The organism is Serratia sp. X10 (assembly GCF_017811775.1).
In the GTDB taxonomy this organism is placed as follows: Bacteria; Pseudomonadota; Gammaproteobacteria; order Enterobacterales; family Enterobacteriaceae; genus Serratia; species Serratia ureilytica.
The window spans coordinates 395,868-413,072 of sequence record NZ_JAEIOH010000003.1; the positions used below are offsets into that span (position 1 = coordinate 395,868).

Annotated in this window: 16 protein-coding genes, 6 tRNA genes and 2 other RNA genes; 1 reads left to right on the forward strand and 23 read right to left on the reverse strand. The window is 56.7% G+C overall.

Features of this window, described 5'->3' with window-relative positions:
• Positions 1 to 20: 20 nt before the first annotated feature.
• The 21 genes from pnuC to cydA form a co-directional block, all read right to left on the reverse strand.
• Positions 21 to 746, reverse strand: coding sequence for a nicotinamide riboside transporter PnuC (gene pnuC, locus J9788_RS12245; protein WP_021504601.1), 726 nt, complete (start codon positions 744 to 746; stop codon positions 21 to 23).
• A 20-nt stretch (positions 747 to 766) separates the two neighbouring features.
• Entirely contained in the window at positions 767 to 1,828 is a 1,062-nt protein-coding gene (nadA, locus tag J9788_RS12250; RefSeq protein WP_182264959.1) for a quinolinate synthase NadA, read from the reverse strand.
• A gap of 587 nt (positions 1,829 to 2,415) precedes the next feature.
• Positions 2,416 to 2,491: transfer RNA gene (locus J9788_RS12255), tRNA-Lys, on the reverse strand.
• A gap of 6 nt (positions 2,492 to 2,497) precedes the next feature.
• Positions 2,498 to 2,573, reverse strand: a tRNA-Val gene (locus J9788_RS12260).
• A gap of 45 nt (positions 2,574 to 2,618) precedes the next feature.
• A non-coding RNA gene (locus J9788_RS12265) (RtT sRNA) lies at positions 2,619 to 2,742 on the reverse strand.
• Between the two features lie 13 nt (positions 2,743 to 2,755).
• Positions 2,756 to 2,831, reverse strand: a tRNA-Lys gene (locus tag J9788_RS12270).
• A 152-nt stretch (positions 2,832 to 2,983) separates the two neighbouring features.
• Positions 2,984 to 3,108, reverse strand: a non-coding RNA gene (locus J9788_RS12275) — RtT sRNA.
• 15 nt (positions 3,109 to 3,123) lie between these two features.
• A tRNA-Lys gene (locus J9788_RS12280) sits at positions 3,124 to 3,199 on the reverse strand.
• Between the two features lie 7 nt (positions 3,200 to 3,206).
• Positions 3,207 to 3,282, reverse strand: a tRNA-Val gene (locus tag J9788_RS12285).
• Positions 3,283 to 3,311: 29 nt separating this feature from the next.
• A tRNA-Lys gene (locus J9788_RS12290) sits at positions 3,312 to 3,387 on the reverse strand.
• Between the two features lie 178 nt (positions 3,388 to 3,565).
• Positions 3,566 to 4,360 (reverse strand): cell division protein CpoB, encoded by a 795-nt coding sequence (gene cpoB / locus J9788_RS12295; RefSeq protein WP_182264960.1) that lies wholly within the window; start codon positions 4,358 to 4,360, stop codon positions 3,566 to 3,568.
• A gap of 9 nt (positions 4,361 to 4,369) precedes the next feature.
• Entirely contained in the window at positions 4,370 to 4,885 is a 516-nt protein-coding gene (gene pal, locus J9788_RS12300) for a peptidoglycan-associated lipoprotein Pal (RefSeq protein ID WP_004939853.1), read from the reverse strand.
• 44 nt (positions 4,886 to 4,929) lie between these two features.
• Positions 4,930 to 6,222: a Tol-Pal system beta propeller repeat protein TolB gene (gene tolB, locus J9788_RS12305; protein WP_004939856.1), complete on the reverse strand. Its 1,293-nt coding sequence runs from the start codon at positions 6,220 to 6,222 to the stop codon at positions 4,930 to 4,932.
• A gap of 128 nt (positions 6,223 to 6,350) precedes the next feature.
• Positions 6,351 to 7,577 (reverse strand): cell envelope integrity protein TolA, encoded by a 1,227-nt coding sequence (gene tolA / locus J9788_RS12310; protein WP_182264961.1) that lies wholly within the window; start codon positions 7,575 to 7,577, stop codon positions 6,351 to 6,353.
• A gap of 81 nt (positions 7,578 to 7,658) precedes the next feature.
• The gene (gene tolR / locus J9788_RS12315) at positions 7,659 to 8,087 is read right to left on the reverse strand and encodes a colicin uptake protein TolR (RefSeq protein WP_004939859.1); all 429 of its coding nucleotides are present in this window, start codon (positions 8,085 to 8,087) and stop codon (positions 7,659 to 7,661) included.
• A 12-nt stretch (positions 8,088 to 8,099) separates the two neighbouring features.
• Positions 8,100 to 8,783 (reverse strand): Tol-Pal system protein TolQ, encoded by a 684-nt coding sequence (tolQ, locus tag J9788_RS12320; protein WP_004939862.1) that lies wholly within the window; start codon positions 8,781 to 8,783, stop codon positions 8,100 to 8,102.
• Positions 8,780 to 9,184 (reverse strand): tol-pal system-associated acyl-CoA thioesterase, encoded by a 405-nt coding sequence (ybgC, locus tag J9788_RS12325; RefSeq protein WP_004939863.1) that lies wholly within the window; start codon positions 9,182 to 9,184, stop codon positions 8,780 to 8,782. The genes tolQ and ybgC overlap by 4 nt, the downstream gene beginning before the upstream one ends.
• A 130-nt stretch (positions 9,185 to 9,314) precedes the next feature.
• Positions 9,315 to 9,611 (reverse strand): cyd operon protein YbgE, encoded by a 297-nt coding sequence (ybgE, locus tag J9788_RS12330; protein WP_004939866.1) that lies wholly within the window; start codon positions 9,609 to 9,611, stop codon positions 9,315 to 9,317.
• Positions 9,611 to 9,724 carry a cytochrome bd-I oxidase subunit CydX gene (cydX, locus tag J9788_RS12335; RefSeq protein WP_004939868.1) on the reverse strand — a complete coding sequence of 38 codons (114 nt, stop codon included), beginning with the start codon at positions 9,722 to 9,724 and terminating at the stop codon, positions 9,611 to 9,613. Before cydX ends, ybgE begins: the two co-directional genes overlap by 1 nt.
• A gap of 17 nt (positions 9,725 to 9,741) precedes the next feature.
• Positions 9,742 to 10,881 (reverse strand): cytochrome d ubiquinol oxidase subunit II, encoded by a 1,140-nt coding sequence (gene cydB, locus J9788_RS12340; RefSeq protein ID WP_015376980.1) that lies wholly within the window; start codon positions 10,879 to 10,881, stop codon positions 9,742 to 9,744.
• 14 nt (positions 10,882 to 10,895) lie between these two features.
• On the reverse strand, positions 10,896 to 12,464 hold the full coding sequence (gene cydA / locus J9788_RS12345) for a cytochrome ubiquinol oxidase subunit I (protein WP_004939873.1): 1,569 nt from the start codon (positions 12,462 to 12,464) through the stop codon (positions 10,896 to 10,898).
• Between the two features lie 684 nt (positions 12,465 to 13,148).
• Here cydA and J9788_RS12350 point away from each other — a divergent pair.
• Positions 13,149 to 15,047, forward strand: coding sequence for a bifunctional UDP-sugar hydrolase/5'-nucleotidase (locus J9788_RS12350; RefSeq protein ID WP_182264962.1), 1,899 nt, complete (start codon positions 13,149 to 13,151; stop codon positions 15,045 to 15,047).
• A 72-nt stretch (positions 15,048 to 15,119) separates the two neighbouring features.
• Here the strand turns inward: J9788_RS12350 and sucD are convergent, their stop codons facing one another.
• Both sucD and sucC read right to left on the reverse strand, forming a co-directional pair.
• Entirely contained in the window at positions 15,120 to 15,992 is an 873-nt protein-coding gene (gene sucD, locus J9788_RS12355; RefSeq protein ID WP_004939878.1) for a succinate--CoA ligase subunit alpha, read from the reverse strand.
• Positions 15,992 to 17,158 carry an ADP-forming succinate--CoA ligase subunit beta gene (gene sucC / locus J9788_RS12360; RefSeq protein ID WP_015376978.1) on the reverse strand — a complete coding sequence of 389 codons (1,167 nt, stop codon included), beginning with the start codon at positions 17,156 to 17,158 and terminating at the stop codon, positions 15,992 to 15,994. The genes sucD and sucC overlap by 1 nt, the downstream gene beginning before the upstream one ends.
• Between the last annotated feature and the right edge of the window lie 47 nt (positions 17,159 to 17,205).

Below are 17,205 nucleotides of genomic sequence, written 5' to 3' on the forward strand. Positions count from 1 at the left end.
TCACGGCGCCCTCTGCGTTGTTACGGCGCGGAAGATAGCGGATTGGAATGGTTGCGCCCGGCGCTCTTGATCCACAGCCAGGAGCCGTTCAGCGCGATCAACGTCAGAATGACGTACTCCAGCGCCATCGCGTAAACGCCCTGGTAAGCGAAGATCGCCACGCTGATGACATCGATCACCACCCACAGCAGCCAGTTTTCCACGTACTTGCGCGTCATCAGGATCATCGCCACGATGGACAGCACCATCATCGCCGAATCCCAGAACGGGAAAGCGTCCGGCTGCAGCGTCGGCATCTGTACGTTCAGCCCCAGCCCTTGCATCACCGCCACCGCAATCTGCGTCAGCCAGGCGAACACGCGGTCAATGTTGAAGGTCATCAGGCCGATGCCGATGACGCACACCGCCGCCCAAGCCAGCGCTTTCGGCAGCGGCAGCCAGCGGATCTGCAGCTCAGCCTGATTATCCTGCGTCTGGCGGCTCCAGGCATACCAACCGTAAATATTGGCGCCGAAGAAAAACAGCTGCAGCAGCAGGCTGGCGTACAGCTGGATCTGGAAGAAAATCACCGCGAACAGCGTGACGTTGATCAGGCCGAACAGGTAGTTGATGATTTTTTCCTTGCTGGCGTACCAGATGCACAGCAATCCGAACAGGGTGCCGATGGCTTCGATCCACGACAGATCGTAACCGCCCGCGCCAAGCGGAATATGCACCAGAATATTGCTGGTACTGAAGAAGCTCATGAGGTCATCCTTTTAAACGGTTAAGCGTTGCCTTTAACCTGCATCTTAAGCTGAGCGGCGAAATCCAGCATGCGGTTCAGCGGCACCAGCGCCTTTTCACGCAGCGCAGCGTCCACGTGGATCTCATGCTGCGCGCCCCCCTGCTCCAGCCCTTCGGCAATCGCCTTCAGGCCATTCATCGCCATCCACGGGCAATGCGCGCAGCTGCGGCAGGTCGCGCCTTCTCCGGCGGTCGGCGCTTCGAACTGCTCCTTGTCCGGACAGGCCTGCTGCATCTTGTAAAAGATACCGCGATCGGTAGCAACGATCAGCTGTTGATGCGGCAATGTTTTCGCCGCCTGAATCAACTGGCTGGTAGACCCCACCGCATCCGCCAGCTCGACCACCGCCTGAGGCGATTCGGGATGCACCAGGATAGCCGCCTGCGGATAGAGCGCCTTCATGCGCCGCAGCGCCTGGGTCTTGAACTCGTCATGGACAATGCAGGCGCCTTGCCAGCACAGCACGTCGGCGCCGGTCTGCTTCTGCACATAGCTGCCGAGATGGCGATCCGGCGCCCAAATAATTTTCTCGCCCAGGCTATCCAGATGCTCGATCAGTTCGACGGCGATGCTGGAGGTCACCACCCAGTCGGCGCGTGCTTTGACCGCCGCCGAGGTGTTCGCATAGACCACCACGGTGCGATCGGGATGGCTGTCGCAAAACACATGGAACTCCTCTTCCGGGCAACCCAGGTCAAGCGAACATTCGGCAAACAGGGTCGGCATCAGCACCTGTTTTTCCGGGCTGAGGATCTTGGCGGTCTCCCCCATGAAGCGCACGCCGGCCACCAACAACGTGGAAGCCGGATGGGCGCTGCCGAAGCGCGCCATTTCCAGCGAATCCGCCACGCAGCCACCGGTTTCTTCCGCCAGCGCCTGGATTTCCGGATCGGTATAGTAGTGGGCGACCATCACCGCATTGCGCTGCTTGAGCAGGGTTTTGATCTTCTCGCGATAAAAGGCTTTTTCCGCTACGTCCAGCGGTACCGGTTTCGGCGGGAAGGGATACACCGCCGCGTTGACATCAAACATTTCACTCATCGCTGCAATCTCATGCTAGGCTAGGCGCCTGCCGCGTGAATATCGCCTGCCGCAACGCCCATCGTTTTATATACTAAACAAAATACCTAAAATCGCGCGAAAAGTCCGCTGATATTTTCATATTTGCGCACTCAGTGTTTAATGGATTAAAAAACATAGGCGTTGACCACGCAAATCGCTGCAGATAATGCCCCGGAGAGAACGTATAGCGTTCAGAGAACGACGAGATGCAGAACGTTGCGGTGTTGAAACGAGAAAGCAGAAGATTCGGGTGCGGGATTACAGATGCGAAAAAAGCGCCAAAAGGCGCTTTTTCTGAATGGGTGGGTCGTGCAGGATTGATTCGGCCTGTGGCCTCACCCTGCGGGCAACGCTGCGCGTTGTCGTATCGCTGCGCGATGCTCGAGCCTCTACGGCTATCCGCCTATTTCATAGACGGCCCCTTCGGGCCAGCGCAAGCGCTGTTCAAAAGCATAAATGCTTTTGTCTCATCCTGCACAACTCGGTAAACTCTGTTGGCAAGAGGATAAGTCAGGTTTGGGTGTTACAGAAACGAAAAAAGCGCCAAAAGGCGCTTTTCTCTGAATTGGTGGGTCGTGCAGGATTCGAACCTGCGACCAATTGATTAAAAGTCAACTGCTCTACCAACTGAGCTAACGACCCGCAGTGTGGTGGGTGATGACGGGCTCGAACCGCCGACCCCCTCCGTGTAAAGGAGATGCTCTACCAACTGAGCTAATCACCCACTGCTGTGGTACTGCTATTTTTCACATCCTGCTCTATCAAAGAGTGGTGGGTCGTGCAGGATAACTCGGCCTTTGGCCTCGCCCTTGCGGGCCATCACCGGGGTGATGTTGTCTCGCTTCGCGAGACTCGAACCTCTACGGTTCTCATCCTGACGATTTAACACCTTGCTCTATCAAAGAGTGGTGGGTCGTGCAGGATTCGAACCTGCGACCAATTGATTAAAAGTCAACTGCTCTACCAACTGAGCTAACGACCCACTGATGTGGTTTACTGCTGATGGCGAATAGGTTACAAAAACCGACTCGCGGAAAACAAGGATGGGGATGTTCAGGACAACTCGACGGGTACTCGACTCGGACCTTTACTTTGCCACATCAAACCGATTCTGAAGCTGCCATTCTCTAAGAATGGTGGGTCGTGCAGGATAACTCGGCCTTTGGCCTCGCCCTTGCGGGCCATCACCGGAGTGATGTTGTCTCGCTTCGCGAGACTCGAACCTTTACGGTTCTCATCCTTTACGATTTTCTATTGCAGCCATTCTCTATGAATGGTGGGTCGTGCAGGATTCGAACCTGCGACCAATTGATTAAAAGTCAACTGCTCTACCAACTGAGCTAACGACCCATAACAGTGGTGGGTGATGACGGGCTCGAACCGCCGACCCCCTCCGTGTAAAGGAGATGCTCTACCAACTGAGCTAATCACCCACTGTTGTGGTTACTGCTACTTCAGAAATTGGTGGGTCGTGCAGGATTCGAACCTGCGACCAATTGATTAAAAGTCAACTGCTCTACCAACTGAGCTAACGACCCAATTTCCCTGCCGCTTTAACATCTTGCAAGATGTCTTGGCAACGGCGGCATATATTACTAATTTATCTTGGCAGCGCAACCTAAATTTTTTACCGATGCGTTCAACTGCTTGTTCTTCACGCGAACGAGCCCAGAAATCGGTCAAATCGACTAACTTCTGGGCTCATTTTTCTAACCGTTAACTGCCTACGCGACTTTTCGCCTGCTTGGCCGCCGCACTGGTTGGGTATTGTTTAATCACCTGCTGGAACACGGCTTTGGCTTTATCAGCCTGCCCTTTTTCCTGCATGATGATACCCACCTTGTACATGGCGTCCGGCGCCTTCGGTGATTTAGCGTAATTCTTCACCACCACCGCAAAATAATAGGCCGCATCGTCTTTTTTACCCTTGTTGTAGAACAACTGGCCCAGCCAATAGTTGGCGTTGGGCTGGTAAGTAGACTTCGGGTACTGTTTTACGAAGGACTGAAAGGCGGAAATCGCCTGGTCATACTGTTTTTTTTCCAGCGCCAGAGAAACAGCGGCGTTGTAGTCGCTGTTCTCATCACCGCCGCTCGGCGTTGCAGAAGCGGCTGCAGGCGCGCTGCTGCCCGCATCGGAAGATGCGCCTGCGGCTGCCCCGCCGGCAGCGCCCGCTGCCGCAGAGGCGCTCTGAGCGCCGCCCTGGCTGAGGCTATCCATCTGTTGATAGATTTGCTTCTGGCGTTCAACGACCTGATTCAACTGATACTGGCTTTCCTGGATTTGCCCACGGAGAGAATCAATGTCGCGTTGATTGTCAGAGAGTTGTTGCTGGAGTTGGTTTAAAAGCTGGCCTTGAGCATTGCTGATGCGCTCAAGCGAGGTGACGCGGTCTTCGACCGAGCCGGAGCCGACATTACTGATTGGCGCTTGGGCAGTAGCGGCCCAAGGGGCCGCTACGCCAACCAGTAACGACAGACTCAACAGGTGACGTCTGAAGTTACTGTTCATGCGATTCTCTTAGTAAACCAGAACGGCACGACGGTTTTTAGCATAAGCCGCTTCGTCGTGGCCCAGTACTGCTGGTTTTTCTTTACCGTAAGAAACGATAGAGATCTGGTCAGCGGAAACGCCTTTACCCTGCAGGTACATTTTAACGGCGTTAGCACGACGCTCACCCAGAGCGATGTTGTATTCCGGCGTGCCGCGTTCGTCAGCGTGGCCTTCAACGGTCACTTTGTAAGACGGGTTGTTACGCAGGAATGCAGCGTGCGCGTCCAGCATCTGAGCGAATTCGGAGCTTACGTCATACTTGTCCAGGCCGAAGTAAACGATGTTGTTCTTCTGCAGTTCTTGCATCTGCAGACGAGCTTGTTCTTCGGAAGACAGGTTGCTGCTGCCGTTTTCCATACCAGTGCCGGCGCCAGCGCCCATACCAGATTGGTCGTTGTTCGCGCTTTTGTTAGAACTACAAGCTGCTACAGCCAGAACTGGCAGTGCCAGCAGAAGCCCTTTCAGCACTTTGTTCAGTTGCATTTCTTTGATCCTTTTATAGTTTGCCATACATATTTACACATGCATCACAGATACGGCGACCAGGCAGGGAATTTGACCTGTCCATCAGTTGCCGGAAGACGCGCTTTGAAACGCCCATCAGTTGACACCAACTGCAGCACGGAGCCCATACCTTGCGTGGAGCTATAGATCACCATGGTGCCGTTTGGCGCAATACTAGGCGTTTCATCCAGGAAGGTGCCGGTCAAAACCTGAACGGCGCCTGATCCAAGATCTTGTTTGGCGATGTGTTGTGCACCACTGTTGGTGCTGACCATCACCAGGAATTTACCATCGGAGCTGACTTCAGAATCCTGGTTCTGAGAGCCTTCCCACGTCAGACGCTGTGCGGCACCGCCGCTGGCGCTGATTTTATAAATCTGCGGACGCCCGCCCTGGTCGGAGGTAAACGCCAGAGACTGACCATCCGGGAACCAGGTCGGTTCGGTGTTGTTGTTGCGGCCATCGGTCAGCTGCGTGATCTGGCCGGAGCCGAGGTTCATCACGTACAGGTTCAGGCTGCCGCTCTTGGACAACGCGAAGGCCAGCTTGCTGCCGTCCGGCGAGAACGCCGGCGCACCGTTGTGGCGCGGGAACGAAGCGATCTGGCGGATGGCGCCGTTAGCCAAGGTTTGCACCACCAGCGCGGAACGGCCGCTCTCGAAGGTCACGTAAGCCAGTTTGCTACCGTCCGGCGACCAGGCCGGCGACATCAGCGGCTCAGGCGAACGGTGCACCGTGAACTGGTTGTAACCGTCGTAATCCGCTACGCGCAGCTCGTACGGGAATTTCCCGCCGTTGGTCTGCACCACGTAGGCGATACGGGTGCGGAACGCGCCCTTGATGCCGGTCAGCTTCTCGAACACTTCGTCGCTGGCGGTATGGGCAGAATAACGCAACCACTGTTTGGTCACTTTATACTGGTTCTGCGCCAATACGGTGCCCGGCGAACCCGAGGTGTCCACCAGCTGGTAGGAGATCAGGTAGCTGCCGTCGGCGCCAGGTTGAACCTGGCCGACAACCACGGCGTCGATGCCCAATGCAGTCCAGGCCGCCGGCGTCACTTCAGACGCGGAGGTGGGTTGCTGCGGCATGCGCGCCACGTCGATCGGGTTGAATTTGCCGCTGTTGCGCAGATCCGCACCGACAATCTTGCCGATATCTTCCGGCGGCGTGCCTGGGCCCGCCCATTTAAACGGCACCACGCCAATCGGACGAGCGGAGTCGACCCCTTGGGTGATTTCAATGCGAACTTCCGCGTGCAACACGGACGCCCACAGAATTAAAAAACCTAGCGCTACTCGAAATGCCTGCTTCATCTCATCTCCCTTATCCAGGCGGGATGCCTGCGATAAATTAGCAGAATTTTAACAAACCAACTTACGTAAAACTACATAATCCCTGTTGGTTACCTTAGTACATCCCTGTGATATCACTCAATCAACCGTTATTGCGGCTTGAATTCAAGTATAGAATTCTTAAAGTGCTGATAAACGGCATCGCTCGGCGGCTTCGGTATATGCGCCAACTTGGCGGCAGACACCGCAGCTTGACACAGAGCAGGATCGCCCCCCGCTGCTTGTACGCTTATCAGCAGGCCGTCCGGCGCCAGCTTGATACGCAGGTCGCAGGTTTTGCCGGCGAACGAACTGGCGTCATAGAACTTGCTCTGAATCGCCCCTTGAATCTGCCCCATATAACCGCTGATATCCGCCCCGCTGGCGCCTGCCGCCTTGGCATTGCCCTGCCCAGCCGGTTTACCATCACCTTTCGATTTGGCACCACCACCTTTCGGCGCGTTCTTGCCGTCCGCCAGGCCACCAAACAGGTCATCAACTTCCGCCGATTGCTTCGCAGCCTCGGCGGCGGCTTTTTTCTTCTCTGCAGCGGCTTTCTTGGCTGCCGCAGCTTTCTCAGCGGCGGCCGCTTTCTTCTCTGCCTCGGCGGCTGCCTTCTTCTCGGCTTCCGCTGCGGCTTTTTTCTCGGCTTCAGCAGCCGCTTTCTTCTCCGCGGCCTCTGCAGCTTTTTGCTCTGCGGCAGCGGCGGCGGCTTTCTTCGCCTCTTCCGCCTGTTTCTTGGCGGCGGCGGCAGCAGCCGCTTCTTTCTTGGCTTCCGCTTCGGCTTTCTTCTGCGCGTCCGCCTGCGCCTTCGCTATCTTTTCCGCTTCGGCCTTCGCCTTGGCGGCGGCGGCTTCGGCGACCTTCTGTTGCTCTTTGGCCTTCGCAGCGGCGGCTTCCGCCGCTTTTTGCTGCTCGGCGGCCTGCTTCTGCTGCTCCGCCGCCTTCTGCTGTTGCTCAGCCTGCGCCTTGGCGTTCTGCGCGGCTTTCTCCTGCGCCGCCAAACGCTCTTTCTCCAGCTCTTTCAGGCGCTGCTGTTGCTCCGCCTGCTTCTGCTGAAGCTCTTCGGCCTGTTGCTCCGCTTTTTTCTGGCGCTGCTTCTCGGCACGCTGCGCATCGTTGCTCTGCTGCTGCTGGCGGTTGTACTGCTCCACCACCGCGCCGGGATCGACCATCACCGCGCCCACCACGGTGCCATCACCGCCACCGCCGGCGCCCATGTCGACCTTTTCCTGCAGCGATCCCCAAATCAGCAGGGCAATCAATATGAAGTGCAGAACGACCGAAACAATAACGGCGCGGTTCAGCTTATCGTTTTGCTCAGTTGCCTTTACCAAAATAGATTCCCAAAAACTGGTGTTGCTTATACGGGGTTCCTGGGCCACAGCGCAGGAACCGGGTTGCCGTTCGCCTTACGGTCAGATCGGCTGGGTCATCAGCCCCACGGAAGCCACGCCCGCCTGATGGAGAATATTCAATGCTTTGATAATCTCATCGTAAGGGACTTCCTTCGCACCGCCGATCAAAAAGACCGTTTTCGGGTTAGCCGCCAAACGCGACTTGGCTTCGGCCGCGACTTGTTCAGGCGGCAGCAGCTCCATACGGTTGTGATCCACCACCAGGGTGTATTGACCTACGCCGGAAACCTCGAGGATCACCGGCGGATTGTCATCGCTGGACACCGTTTTGGAATCGGTGGCGTCCGGCAGGTCAACCTCCACGCTCTGCGTGATGATTGGCGCGGTTGCCATAAAGATCAGCAGCAGCACCAGCAACACGTCGAGCAGCGGAACGATGTTAATTTCGGACTTCAGCTCGCGCCGACTACGTCCACGTACTCTCGCCATGCTACCTCCTACTTATTTGCTGTCGCTGGAGAAGGCCTGACGATGCAGAATAGCGGTGAACTCTTCCATAAAGTTGTCGTAATTCTGCTCAAGCTTGTTGACGCGCTGGTTGAGACGGTTATAGGCCATTACCGCCGGGATGGCGGCGAACAGACCGATCGCGGTGGCGATCAGCGCTTCGGCGATACCCGGCGCCACCATCTGCAGCGTGGCTTGCTTCACCGCGCCCAGCGCGATAAAGGCGTGCATAATCCCCCACACGGTGCCGAACAGGCCGATGTACGGACTGATCGAACCGACGGTGCCGAGGAACGGAATATGGGTTTCCAGCGTTTCCAGCTCGCGGTTCATCGAAATGCGCATCGCACGCGACGCCCCTTCGATCACCGACTCCGGCGCATGGTTGTTGGCGCGGTGCAGGCGGGCGAACTCCTTGAAGCCGGAATGGAAGATCTGCTCGGAACCGGTCAGGCTATCGCGACGCGCCTGACTTTCCTGGTACAGACGGGAAAGCTCGATACCGGACCAGAATTTGTCTTCAAAGGCTTCGGCGTCACGCGTCGCCGCATTGAGGATGCGGGTGCGCTGAATGATGATCGCCCAAGAGGCTACCGAGAAGCATATCAAAATCAACATGATAAGCTTAACCAGCAGGCTCGCCTTCAAGAATAAATCTAGGATGTTCATGTCAGTCACTGCTTAAACTCCGCGACAATAGACTTAGGAAGCGCTCTTGGCTTCATTTGGTGTGGATCAATACAGGCAATCAGGACATCTGCCTGGCTCAGTAGGGCCCCGTCAGAATTGACAATGCGTTGAGCAAACGTGAGAGAAGCCCCGCGCAGAGAGGTGATTTCACTCTGGACCTCCAGTTGCTCGTCGAGACGAGCCGGAGCCAGATAATCCACCGTCATGCGCCGGACGACAAAAGCGACTTGTTCACTGAGCAGCTGCTGTTGATGAAAGTTGTGCTGACGCAGCATCTCTGTGCGCGCTCTTTCAAAAAAGGCGACGTAGCGGGCGTGATAGACCACACCACTGGCATCGGTATCCTCGTAGTAAACGCGAACCGGCCATCGAAACAACGTATTACTCACTCTACTTCCCAGCAATGCAATTTAACGCTGCTACTATACGCAAGACGGATCGGGTTGGGAATGGGTTACAAGATGGGAATGAAAATAATTATGGGCCGTGAGGGCCCATAACGTGGGGACATCGGGGAGATTATAAAGAAACGTAAAGTAATCCTGCGCACAAGATCACAATTGCAGGAAGCGGCGCGAAAAAAGCGCGCCAGACGCTGCGCTGCGGGCGGAATCCGAAGCCGTGGATCACTCCGGCGCATACGGCCCAAATCAGCAACAGCCCTTCCCAAATCTCCAACGAGCTGGTTTTGGCGGCGAAACGCGTCGGATCCCAGAACACGCACCCCGCCAAAATCAACGCCAGCACCAGGGAAAGGGCCCGAACCGGGCCCTTGTCAGTGACAGCGTACAGCTTGTCAATCACGGACGAGCTCATTACTTACCGTCTTGCTGAGCTTTGGTCGCTTCGCTCTGCTCAAGCGCCAGCGCCGTGATGATGCCGAAGGCGCAGGCAAGAAGCGTTCCGAGAATCCAGGCAAAATACCACATGGTTTAGCTCCTTATCCTTAGTACAGCGAATGCTTGTTGTTTTCGATGTAGTTCTTGTCGAGACGACCGAACATTTTGTAGTACGACCAGCTGGTGTACGCCAAAACGATAGGCACGAAGATCGCCGCCACGACGGTCATCACTTTCAGCGTCAACAGGCTCGACGTCGCGTCCCACATGGTCAGGCTGACGTTAGGCACGGTGCTGGACGGCATCACGAACGGGAACATGGTGACCCCGGCGGTGAGGATGACGCAGGCGATGGTCAGCGACGAGGTGACAAACGCCAGCGCGCCTTTCTCCAGACGCGAGAACAGGATGGTGAACAACGGCAGTACTACGCCCAGGGCAGGCAAGGCCCACAGCAGCGGATACTTGTTGAAGTTGATCAGCCATGCGCCGGCCTGATGCGCCACTTCTTTACGCAGCGGGTTGGATTCCGCCATGGTGTCCAGCGCCGAAGTGATCACGTAGCCGTCGATGCCTTTAACCAGCCACACCCCCGCCAGCAGGAAGCATACCGCCATGATCAGCGTCGCGATCTGCGCTGCGGCGCGTGACCGCAGGTGGATCTCGCCGGTGGTGCGCATCTGCAGGTAGGTCGCGCCCTGAGTGACCAGCATGGTCAGACTGACCACGCCCGCCAACAGACCGAACGGATTCAGCAGCTGGAAGAAGTTGCCGGTGTAGAACAGACGCAGGTACTCGTCCACATGGAACGGCACGCCCTGCAGCAGGTTGCCGAACGCCACGCCGAACACCAACGCAGGCACGAAGGAACCGATGAAGATGCCCCAGTCCCACATGTTGCGCCAGCGGCTGCTCTCGAGCTTGGAACGGTAGTCAAAACCGACCGGGCGGAAGAACAACGCCGCCAGCACCAGGATCATGGCGACGTAGAAGCCCGAGAAGGCCGCTGCGTAGACCATCGGCCAGGCGGCGAACAGCGCGCCGCCGGCGGTGATCAGCCACACCTGGTTACCGTCCCAGTGAGGGGCGATGGAGTTGATCATCACCCGGCGCTCGGTATCGGTTTTACCGATGATGCGCACCAGGATGCCGACGCCCATGTCGAAACCGTCGGTGACGGCGAAGCCGATCAGCAGTACGCCAACCAGCACCCACCAGATAAATCGCAGTACTTCATAGTCAAACATACGTGGACTCCTGTTTAGCGCGCTTCCTGCACGGCGGCAGTCGGTTGTTCAAAGTGGTAGCGGCCGGTTTTCAGGCTGCTTGGACCCAGACGCGCAAACTTGAACATCAGGTACATTTCAGCCACCAGGAACAGGGTGTACAAGCCGCAAATCAGCCCCATCGAGAACAGAATGTCGCCCGCGGTCAGCGAAGAGTTGGCGACTGCGGTCGGCAGCACCTCACCAATCGCCCACGGTTGACGGCCGTATTCCGCCACGAACCAGCCGGCTTCCACCGCGATCCACGGCAGCGGCAGGCCATACAGCGCCGCACGCAACAGCCATTTTTTCTGGCCGATACGACCGCGCACCACGCTCAGGAAGGACAGACCGATAATCAGCAGCATCAGCACGCCACAGGCCACCATGATGCGGAAGGCGAAGTACAGCGGTGCCACGCGTGGAATGGAGTCCTTGGTCGCCTGCTGGATCTGCGCTTCCGTCGCGTCGCTGACGTTCGGGGTATAACGCTTCAGCAGCATGCCGTAGCCCAGGTCTTGCTTGGTTTTGTTGAATTCCGCACGCACCGCAGGATCGGTATTGCCGCCGCGCAGCTCTTCCAGCAGCTGGTAGGCTTTCATGCCGTTGCGGATGCGCACTTCATGTTGCGCCAGCAGATCTTTCAGGCCGGTGACCTGAGTGTCGGTGGAACGCGTGGCGATCAGGCCAAGCGCATACGGGATCTGAATAGAGAAGGAGTTTTCCATCTTGTCCTGATCGGGAATGCCGAACAGGGTGAAGGACGCCGGCGCCGGCTGGGTATCCCACTCCGCTTCGATGGCGGCCAGTTTGGTTTTCTGTACGTCGCCCATTTCGTAACCGGATTCGTCACCCAGCACGATCACCGACAGCACCGCAGCCATGCCGAAGCTGGCGGCGATGGCGAAGGAGCGTTTGGCGAAAGCGATGTCGCGGCCCTTCAGCAGGTAGTAAGCGCTGATGCCCAGCACGAACATGGCGCCGGTGGTGTAGCCTGCAGCCACGGTGTGAACGAATTTCACCTGCGCAACCGGGTTAAGCACCAACTCGGAGAAGCTGACCATCTCCATGCGCATGGTTTCGAAGTTGAAATCCGACGCGATCGGGTTCTGCATCCAGCCGTTGGCGACCAGGATCCACAGCGCGGACAGGTTGGAGCCGAGGGCCACGAACCAGGTTACCGCCATGTGCTGCACCTTGCTCAGACGATCCCAGCCGAAGAAGAACAGGCCGACCAGCGTCGATTCAAGGAAGAACGCCATCAGACCTTCGATAGCCAGTGGGGCCCCGAAGATATCGCCGACGTAATGAGAGAAATATGACCAGTTAGTCCCGAACTGGAACTCCATGGTCAAACCGGTGGCCACACCCAGAGCAAAGTTAATCGCAAATAACTTTCCCCAGAATTTGGTCATGTCTTTATAGATTTGTTTGCCAGACAGGACATATACCGTTTCCATAATTGCCAGCAAGAACGCCATACCGAGCGTTAATGGGACAAATAAGAAATGGTACATCGCCGTTAAAGCAAACTGTAAGCGCGACAGTTCGACAATATCAAACATCTTGACTCCTTGCTCCTCGCAGGAAGACTCCGACACGCGGTTATCGGCACGCTTCTTTCAAAGCCGCCAGTAACGCCCCGCAGTGAATGCCCTTAAACACAACAAATTTGATCCAGCTTCTCCGCTTTCAACCGCACACTCGGCCAATAGCCCGCACGGGCCGTCGACAAGCACGCCACTGAAAACCGACAACGGGTAACAAATGCAACAAGATCAACCATCCATAATCACAACATGGATGATACTCGCCCAATCCCACACAATAAATAGGTTTTTACGTGACGTGGGTTGGACTTTTGGTTACAGGTCAAATCTTAGCCGAAAGAGGTACTTCGGCCTAATTTGATCTGAGACAATTTAAGCCTATCCGCATATTATTTCCATATTCATCAGCACATTTCGCATAATTTTCTTAGGGTCATGTTGCGCAATGGTTTAATTGTTTTTTAATGATATTTTTGTGTTAAATAAATGTAATTCAAAAGAGCCGCCATTGTATTATTACGCACTTATTATGCGACATAATTAACCTTTTATTTCCAATAAGCCGTGACAGTGATAGCAGTCACAAAACAACAAATCTCTCTCCAATATTAGTCTATTTCTCGCAATGGGATCGTAAAGGTTGCGATTTTGTAGCAAAATGACCAATTATGTTAAAATTGCATTGAGTGACAATAACTTATGAAAAAAATCATCTTTGCCTCTGTCTTGGGACTCTCGGGAAACGCCATGGCCGCCGAAACGGTAAATATCACCCTGTTGGGCACCTCCGATCTGCACGGCACTTTCGTGCCCTGGGACTACGCCAGCGACACGGAAAACCTGGCGGGCAGCCTGAGCCAGATAGCCACCCAGGTCAAAAAGGTGCGCGCCGAACAGCCCAACCTGATTCTGGTGGACGCCGGCGACACCATCCAAGGCAACTTCGTCGAAACCTTCAAACAGGAGGCCGTCAGCCCGATGATGCTGGGCCTCAACGCGCTTGACTACGACGTCTGGGTGATGGGCAACCACGAATTCGACTTCGGTCTGCCTGTGCTGGCCACGCCGCTCAAACAGTTCAAGGGGGCGGCGCTCGCAGGCAATATCGTCTGGGACAGCGGCAAACCCTACCTGCCCGCTTACACCATCGTTGAACGCCAGGGCGTGAAGATCGGCATTATCGGCATGGACACGCCGATGACTGCGGAATTCGCCAAGGGCACTGATCGCATCAAAGGGCTGAACTTCACCGATCCGGTACAGGCGGTGAAACAGGTCATCAGGCAGATCGACGGCCAGGTCGACGCGATCGTGCTGGTCGCGCATATGGGCATCGACAACGAGAACCAGCGCCCCGGCACCGGCGTGGCGGACATCGCCAACGCCAACCCGGAGCTGGCGGCGATCGTCGCCGGTCACATGCATGTGAAGATCGACAAAGCGGTGGTGAACGGCGTCATCATCACGGAGCCGGATAAGTACGGTCGCGCGCTGTCACGCATTGACCTGCAATTTGAACGCCGCGATGGCAAATTCACGCTGATCGACAAAAACAGCTACACCTATTCCATCAAGGGGCTGGCGCCAGACAGCGCCATGCAGGCTCTCTACCAGCCGTATCATGACATTTTGCGCGCCAACGCCAACCGAGTCGTGGCGAAACTGAGCGGCAGCGATCTGGTGCCTGCCGACGAGTTTCGCGGCATTCCTCAGGTACACGTTCAGGATACCGGCATCAGTGAGTTATTCCAGCAGGCCGCCCGTCACTATGCACCGCTGGCGCAGGTGATCGCCCTGCAGATCGACAACGATCGCGCCAAACTGGATGTCGGCGACATCAAGGCCAAGGATATCGCCTTTAACTACCAATACGCCGGCGGCGAGATCACCGTTTATCAGCTCAACGGCAAAGCGCTTAAACGCTACATGGAGTGGTCTGCCGATTATTTCAACCAGCTGCAGCCGGGCGACGTCACCTACAGCTTTAACCCGGCACGGCGCTCGTCCAAATATTCCACCAACGATTTCTTCGACGGCGTCACTTACACCATCGATCTGCGTCAACCGGCCGGTTCACGCATCGTCAGTCTGCACCTGGCAGACGGCACGCCGGTCACCGACGACATGCCGATCCGCCTGGGCATGAACAGTTACCGTATGGGCCACCTGACGCAGAAGGGTGGCGCGCTGGAGGGGCAATCCTTCCCGGTGCTGTTCGACAGCAAAGCGCAATACGGTGAAGAAGAAGGCACCATTCGCAACCTGACTCTGCGCTACCTGACGGAAGTGAAACACGGCCAGTATCAGAGCGTGCCGCCGCAGCGCTGGAAGCTGGTCGGCATGGCGGGATACGAACCGCAGCGAGCGATAGTCAAACGGCTGCTCAATGATGGCGTCATCCAGGTGCCGACCACCGACGACGGGCGCTACACCAACGTCGCCTCGATCAACGTCAAAGACGCGCTGTTCAACAATGCCGACGATTACCGCACCGCCCTCACCTCGTTGGAGCAACAGCGGCAAACCGCCACGGATCCGGTGCGGCAGCGCCGCCTGCAGGATCGGATCGCGTTGATCAAGGCGCTTAACGACTTCTGATCTTCACCCATAAAAAAGGCCACCCAATGGGTGGCCAAACATGTCGAGATAGTGTTATTTCGTACTCAATGCTTAGCGCTTCAGCACCGCTTTTACCGCGTCGCCGATGTCCGCCAGGCTGCGAACGGTTTTCACGCCCGCCGCTTCCAGCGCAGCAAACTTCTCGTCCGCGGTGCCTTTTCCGCCTGCGATGATGGCGCCCGCGTGGCCCATGCGTTTGCCTTTCGGCGCGGTCACGCCGGCGATGTAACCCACGACCGGTTTGGTGACGTGTTCTTTGATGTAAGCTGCCGCTTCTTCTTCAGCGCTGCCGCCGATCTCACCGATCATCACGATCGCTTCGGTCTGCGGATCCTGCTGGAACATCTTCAGGATATCGATGAAGTTGGAGCCCGGGATCGGGTCGCCGCCGATGCCCACGCAGGTGGACTGGCCCAGACCGGCATCGGTGGTTTGTTTCACCGCTTCATAGGTCAGGGTACCGGAGCGGGACACGATACCCACTTTGCCCGGCAGGTGGATGTGGCCAGGCATGATACCGATTTTGCACTCGCCCGGGGTGATCACGCCTGGGCAGTTCGGCCCGATCATGCGCACGCCGGCTTCGTCCAGTTTCACTTTCACGGTCAGCATGTCCAGAGTCGGGATGCCTTCGGTGATGGTGATGATCAGTTTGATGCCGGCATCGATCGCTTCCAGGATGGAGTCTTTGCAGAACGGCGCTGGAACGTAGATGACAGAGGCCGTCGCGCCGGTCGCTTCAACCGCTTCACGCACGGTGTTGAACACCGGCAGACCCAGGTGCTGAGTGCCGCCTTTGCCCGGGGTGACGCCGCCAACCATTTTGGTGCCGTAAGCGATGGCTTGTTCGGAGTGGAAAGTCCCCTGGCTACCGGTGAAGCCCTGGCAAATTACTTTGGTGTTTTTATCGATTAAGATGGACATTATTTACCCTCCACTGCTGCAACAACTTGCTGAGCCGCATCAGTCAGGCTGGTCGCAGCAATGATATTCAGGCCGCTGTCCGCCAGTTTCTTGGCGCCCAGTTCGGCATTGTTCCCTTCCAGGCGCACCACGACCGGGACGTTAACGCCCACTTCAGCCACTGCGCCGATGATGCCGTCGGCGATCAGATCGCAACGTACGATACCACCGAAGATGTTAACCAGAACCGCTTTCACCTTGTCGTCGGACAGGATGATTTTGAACGCTTCGGTCACGCGCTCTTTGGTCGCGCCGCCGCCAACGTCCAGGAAGTTGGCCGGTTCGCCGCCGTGCAGTTTAACGATGTCCATGGTGCCCATCGCCAGACCGGCGCCGTTCACCATGCAGCCGATGTTGCCGTCGAGGGCAACGTAGTTCAGCTCCCACTGAGCCGCGCGGGATTCACGCTCGTCTTCCTGCGAAGGGTCACGCATTTCACGCAGTTCAGGCTGACGGAACAGGGCGTTGCCGTCGGCGCCCAGTTTGCCGTCCAGGCACACCAGATCGCCCTGCTTGGTGATCACCAGCGGGTTGATCTCAACCATCGCCAGGTCACGCTCCAGGAACAGCGTCGCCAGACCCATGAAGATCTTGGCGAACTGGCTGACTTGCTTGCCGGTCAGGCCCAGTTTGAAGGCCAGCTCACGGCCCTGATAAGGCTGTGGACCCGCCAGCGGATCGATGGTCATTTTGTGGATCAGTTCCGGGGTTTCTTCCGCCACTTTTTCGATTTCCACGCCGCCTTCGGTAGACGCCATGAATACGATGCGGCGGGTCGCGCGGTCTACAACGGCGCCCAGATACAGCTCTTTATCGATGTCGGTCGCCGCTTCTACCAGGATCTGGTTAACCGGCTGGCCCAGCGCGTCAGTCTGGTAAGTCACCAGACGTTTGCCCAACCAGGCTTCCGCGAAGGCACGGATATCTTCTTTGCTGTTGACGACTTTAACGCCGCCCGCTTTACCGCGGCCGCCAGCATGAACCTGACATTTCACCACCCACGGGCCGGAGCCGATTTTGGATGCGGCTTCTTCTGCTTCACGCGGAGTGGTACAGGCGTAACCGGTTGGTGCCGGCATGCCATACCGAGCAAACAGCTGTTTTGCCTGATATTCGTGTAAATTCATGATGTTCTATCCATTCAGTTCTGAAGGTTTTTAGCCGGACCATTATT